This window comes from Selenomonas sp. oral taxon 138 str. F0429, assembly GCF_000318175.2.
GTDB lineage: Bacteria > Bacillota > Negativicutes > Selenomonadales > Selenomonadaceae > Centipeda > Centipeda timonae.
In genome coordinates this window covers 11,574-15,372 of the sequence record NZ_KB290928.1, presented here as the reverse complement: position 1 = coordinate 15,372, position 3,799 = coordinate 11,574, and the positions used below count along the sequence as shown (strand labels likewise).

5 protein-coding genes are annotated in these 3,799 nt (G+C 48.1%); 3 read left to right on the top strand and 2 right to left on the bottom strand.

What is annotated here, in order from left to right:
- Positions 1 to 500, top strand: a 500-nt coding sequence (locus tag HMPREF9163_RS12270; RefSeq protein ID WP_009439672.1) for a terminase TerL endonuclease subunit, incomplete at its 5' end; no start/stop codon positions are given.
- Here HMPREF9163_RS12270 and HMPREF9163_RS00620 read toward each other — a convergent pair.
- Positions 497 to 1,240 carry a hypothetical protein gene (locus HMPREF9163_RS00620; RefSeq protein ID WP_009439671.1) on the bottom strand — a complete coding sequence of 248 codons (744 nt, stop codon included), beginning with the start codon at positions 1,238 to 1,240 and terminating at the stop codon, positions 497 to 499. The genes HMPREF9163_RS12270 and HMPREF9163_RS00620 overlap by 4 nt on opposite strands.
- Positions 1,234 to 1,812, bottom strand: coding sequence for a type I restriction enzyme HsdR N-terminal domain-containing protein (locus tag HMPREF9163_RS00615; protein WP_009439670.1), 579 nt, complete (start codon positions 1,810 to 1,812; stop codon positions 1,234 to 1,236). Before HMPREF9163_RS00615 ends, HMPREF9163_RS00620 begins: the two co-directional genes overlap by 7 nt.
- 266 nt (positions 1,813 to 2,078) lie before the next feature.
- On the opposite strand from HMPREF9163_RS00615, the gene HMPREF9163_RS00610 reads away from it, so the two are divergent.
- Positions 2,079 to 3,332 (top strand): phage portal protein, encoded by a 1,254-nt coding sequence (locus HMPREF9163_RS00610; RefSeq protein ID WP_009439669.1) that lies wholly within the window; start codon positions 2,079 to 2,081, stop codon positions 3,330 to 3,332.
- The coding region (locus HMPREF9163_RS00605; RefSeq protein WP_009439668.1) for a head maturation protease, ClpP-related at positions 3,322 to 3,799 on the top strand (478 nt) is incomplete at its 3' end. The genes HMPREF9163_RS00610 and HMPREF9163_RS00605, both read left to right, overlap by 11 nt.

The following is a 3,799-nucleotide window of genomic DNA, read 5'->3' as shown; positions in this document are numbered from 1 at the left end:
TTGACCTGCGTGTGCGGCGCGACCACGTTCCGTATGACGTGTGGGAGAAGCAGGGCTACCTGCAAACGACAGAGGGAAATGTGGTTCACTACGGATTCATCGAGGCGTTCATTGAGAAACTGGGCGAGAAGTACAACATCCACGAGATTGCCTTTGACCGCTGGGGTGCAGTGCAGATGGTGCAGAACCTAGAGGGCATGGGATTCACGGTCGTTCCCTTCGGACAGGGGTTCAAGGATATGAGCCCGCCGACCAAGGAGCTGATGAAGCTGACACTGGAAAAGAAAATAGCGCACGGCGGGCATCTCGTCATGCGCTGGATGGCAGACAATATCTTCATTCGCACCGATCCTGCGGGGAACATCAAGGCGGACAAGGAGAAGTCCACCGAGAAGATTGACGGTGTGATTGCGCTCATCATGGCGCTGGATCGTGCGATTCGGTGTGGAAATGATACGTCGGAATCGGTGTATGAGAGTCGTGGCGTGTGGGTGTTTTAGGGGACTTCACGCAAGCGTATCTCTCTGTAATCGTCTCTAATAAGCGCATAGGAGATGATATTTTCTATGAAAATGCATACATCTTCATCGCAAAGCCGCAAAATTTGATTGCTTGGCAGGACACCTAATTTGAATAATTGTCCATCTATGATTTTGGGATATTTTTCTTGGACAAGCATTCGTAAATCAGATATTTTCCCGGCACCAATAGCTCCAACTGTTATTTTCCCTGTATGATTTATGCTACACATAGAGTCCTTTATTTGCAGGATGTTTTTAGCATCCATGGGGATTTGCAGGGATGAGTGTATATGTCCATCGGTTTCAACGGTAACGAACAAGCCTGTCTTGCTTTGGTTTTTTCCTATTGCACTATATCTGGAAAATGCTAAGGAAACGATTTCTGTTTTACCTTGATAACTTATCTGAAAGGAACGGCATCTACATCCGTTAAAACTTCCTCCACCAGCATTTCCCCATGATATTCTCCTCACTCCGTAATCCTTCAGCAAATTGAAAATATCATACTCGTAGGGAACAAGTTCGTATCCATCATCAAGCAAGCATTCCCAAAGATTGGAGCAGAATATCAATTTTTCTTTATTCTCTGTGGTTTCAACACCCATTTCATACGGAGTCACATCGTAAACAAAAAATGTGGGGTCATTTTTTATTTCATCAAGGGTACGACGTTGAAATTCGGATTCTGTAGGCAATTCTGTATATTCCTCATTTAGCATATTCGTATATTCTCGGAAACTTTTGATGCGTAAGACGTTATTATCGGCATCCCTATGAAAACACAGCGTTTTTTTCCGTTCGTTAGCATGAAAAAACTGCATTTGAGCTGTTGAGCATAATTTTTGGCTTGGGCGATCATGTTATCATCTAGTTCCAATTCCTCGCGTTTGCATTCTATAACAGCGAGCGGAACAGCAGATTCCTGGTCATCGCCCATACGCATAATAACTACATCACTACGGCTTAAACAATTTTTTACATGGTGAGCAAGAGACTCCTCAACCCTTAACATATGTACGGGGACTTTTAATTTATCTATAAGGAAAGATACCACTTCCTGGCGGATGGTTTCTTCCGGTGTAACACGTATAGGCTTTTGCCTTATGGTGTCGTAGTAATAGTCAACATCATCTATTTTCTCAATGGGTGGAAGTTGCTCATCTGAAAAATCGTAATCCTCAATTTCAAAATTTACGGCAGCTATTTTATGTGATGCTTTCCATCGTTGCATAAAAAGCTTATTCTTTTCCTGCATTCGCCTGATTCGTTGCAATTGTTGCTTGCTTATCATACGTACAATATTCCTCCTTGGGGATAATGAGCCATTTTTAGGGGATCGCTAAAAAGCAACGGATAATCACAGACACATGATCTACAGGCACAAATTACAGTGCAAAAGAGCATAAAGACCTGCTATATCATGCTACTTCTCTCTTACCTTGTGCTCTTGTCTTCTCTATTATAATCTGCAACGCTAAGACGTGCAACACAGGAGTTTATCAGTGTTTCATTAGTTCTGTTTCTCTTATGAGGTATCGTTTAAGGAGCGTGATACCTATGAACCTATTCAGCAAACTCTTTCGTTCGCGGGACAAGCCTACGAATCATCTCGGTGGCTTGTCCTTTTTGTTTGGGCAGACTGCGGCGGGCAAGGCAGTCAACGAGCGAACTGCCATGCAGACGACGGCAGTCTACGCCTGTGTCCGCATTCTCGCCGAATCCATTGCGGGGCTGCCACTTCACGTCTATGCCTACAAAGGACAGGGCAAAGAGCGTGTGCCGGAGCATCCGCTGTACTTTCTGCTCCACGATGCGCCGAATCCCGAGATGACCTCCTTTATATTTCGCGAAACAATGATGAGTCACCTCCTTTTGTGGGGGAATGCTTATGCACAAATTTTGCGGGATGGCAGGGGGCGTGTCCTTGGACTCTATCCACTCCTCCCGGACAAGATGGAAGTCAGCCGTGACAGCCGCACGGGTGAACTCTACTACACCTACACGCGAAGCACGGAGGAGAATCCGAATTTTGCGGACAAGGGGCAGATTCGTCTGCGACGTGAGGATGTGCTGCATATTCCGGGGCTTGGATTCGACGGACTTGTGGGATATTCACCTATTGCTATGGCAAAGAACGCCATTGGGATTGCACTTGCCACGGAGGAATACGGCGCTGCATTCTTCAAGAACGGTGCGCGTCCGGGCGGCGTGCTTGAACATCCGGGGGTTCTCAAAGACCCGTCGAAGCTCCGTGAGAGCTGGCACGCCGTTTACGGCGGCACGATGAACACGGGCAGGATTGCCGTCCTTGAAGAAGGTGTAAAGTATCAGCAGATTGCCATACCGCCCGAGGAGGCACAGTTCCTTGAAACACGGAAGTTCCAGATCGACGAGATTGCACGGCTCTACCGTGTGCCGCCGCACATGATCGGTGACTTGGAAAAATCCAGCTTCAACAACATTGAGCAGCAGTCGTTGGAGTTCGTGAAGTACACGTTGAATCCGTGGGTTGTGCGCTGGGAGCAGTCCCTGCAAAAAGCACTGCTGGCGGACAAGGAGCGGGCAGATTACTTTATCCGCTTCAATGTGGACGGGCTTCTGCGCGGAGATTACAAGAGCCGTATGGAGGGCTATGCCATCGGGCGGCAGAACGGATGGCTCTCGGCGAACGACATCCGCAGTCTTGAGGACATGAATCCCATCGAAGCGGAGGAGGGCGGCGATCTCTATCTCATCAACGGAAATATGACAAAACTGAAGGATGCGGGCTTGTTCGCAGGAAATCAGGAGGGAGAAAGTGATGAAACGTAAATTTTGGAACTGGGTGCGAAACGAGGGAGAGAAGCGTGTCTTGCTTCTGGATGGTGAAATCTCGGACGAAACGTGGTGGGGCGATGAAGTCACACCTCAGATGTTCCGATCTGAGCTGAACGCCGCCGAGGGAGATATTGACCTCTGGATCAACTCACCGGGCGGCGACTGCTATGCAGCGGCACAGATCTACAATATGCTCATGGAGTATAAGGGAAATGTCAATGTCAAGATTGACGGGATTGCAGCCTCAGCCGCATCCGTCGTTGCGATGGCAGGATCGACCGTTGAGATTTCTCCCTTGGGGATGTTGATGATCCATAATCCCATGACCGTCTCCATCGGGGATACACACGAGATGGAGCGGACGATCACGTTCCTTGCCGAAATCAAGGAGAGCATTATCAACGCTTATGAGATCAAGACGGGGCTGTCCCGTGCGAAGATTTCACGGCTGATGGATGCCG